Origin of the sequence: Endozoicomonas sp. SESOKO2, from assembly GCF_024606245.1 — a bacterium.
Taxonomy (GTDB): Bacteria; Pseudomonadota; Gammaproteobacteria; order Pseudomonadales; family Endozoicomonadaceae; genus Endozoicomonas_A.
On record NZ_JAHHPQ010000310.1, the window covers coordinates 1 to 1,283 of the forward strand.

Consider the following 1,283-nt stretch of genomic DNA (forward strand, 5'->3'; position numbering starts at 1 on the left):
GCTGGATACGATTCCCGGCCCTCTTCTGGATCGAATGGATGTCATAAGGCTCTCTGGCTATATCACAGAAGAAAAAATGGCCATCGCCAAAAATCATCTGTGGCCAAAGCTCTTGAAACAGTCCGGTTTAAAAAAGAGCCAAATCCGATTTTCCGATGCCACTCTCAAGGCAGTCATTGAAGGCTATGCCAGGGAAGCTGGCGTCAGACACCTTGAAAAACTGCTACAGAAAATTATTCGCAAAGTTGTTGTTCAACTACTTGAAGGCTCGAAAGAGAGTCACAGTGTGACGATCAGGAATCTATCTGACTATCTGGGCGCGCCCTATTTCAGAAAAGAAAAGCGCATTGAAGGTATTGGCGTGGTGACTGGTCTGGCGTGGACGGCTATGGGGGGCGCAACCCTGCCTGTAGAAGCCAGTCTTATTCATCATCAGAGAGCGGGCTTCAAACTAACCGGCAAATTGGGTGATGTCATGAAAGAGTCTGCTGAAATAGCCTACAGCTTTGTTTCAAGTCAGGCCGAGAAGCTAGGCATTCCTGAAGCCTATTTTGACAAAGCCTTTATCCATCTTCATGTACCTGAAGGAGCAACTCCCAAAGACGGCCCTTCAGCAGGTATAACCATGGCCACCGCTCTGCTATCTCTTGCCACGAATACAAAGCCTGCCCCTATAGCCATGACTGGAGAACTGACCCTCACGGGTAAAGTTCTGGCTGTTGGCGGGGTTAGGGAAAAAGTCATAGCCGCTAAACGACAAGGCATTCATACCCTGATCATTCCGGAAGAATGTCGAAGAGATTACGATGAGCTGCCGGATTATATTCGAAAAGGCATGACCATTCACTTTGCCAGCATCTTCGAAGATGTATGCAAGGCAGCACTTCCCGTCAAGACATCGCCCGTTAAGAAAACCATCAGGAAGACCGCACGCAAAAAGCCTGCGACTAAGCCTTGACTCCAATCAAACGCAACCAATCATTCCCTCACAACGAACTGCGCCGCCCCTTAGGAGGCGGCGCATGAATCAATGCTCTAACAACGAGGGAGACCCCCGTTAGGACACATGAGTGAGCACCCAATATTATTGGCTCCGGCCGCCGTGTTGTCCATTCGTAGTTAAGAGTTTTGAAGCATAAAGAAATCTCTTTTATGTCACTTTTGGGATGCCAGTCTTCCTCCATATTTATCTGCCATTCATTTGACATTTAATAGCAGCAGGAAAACACAATTTTTCCTTTCATCTCACCGGACCTGCTGAGTTCAATTGCCATCAGCTAAGC

At 47.9% G+C, this 1,283-nt stretch carries 1 protein-coding gene; it reads left to right on the forward strand.

Features of this window, described 5'->3' with window-relative positions; genetic code table 11:
- A partial coding sequence (locus KDK17_RS07100) for a S16 family serine protease (RefSeq protein ID WP_306671247.1) occupies positions 1-958 on the forward strand: 958 nt, incomplete at its 5' end.
- Positions 959-1,283 lie beyond the last annotated feature (325 nt).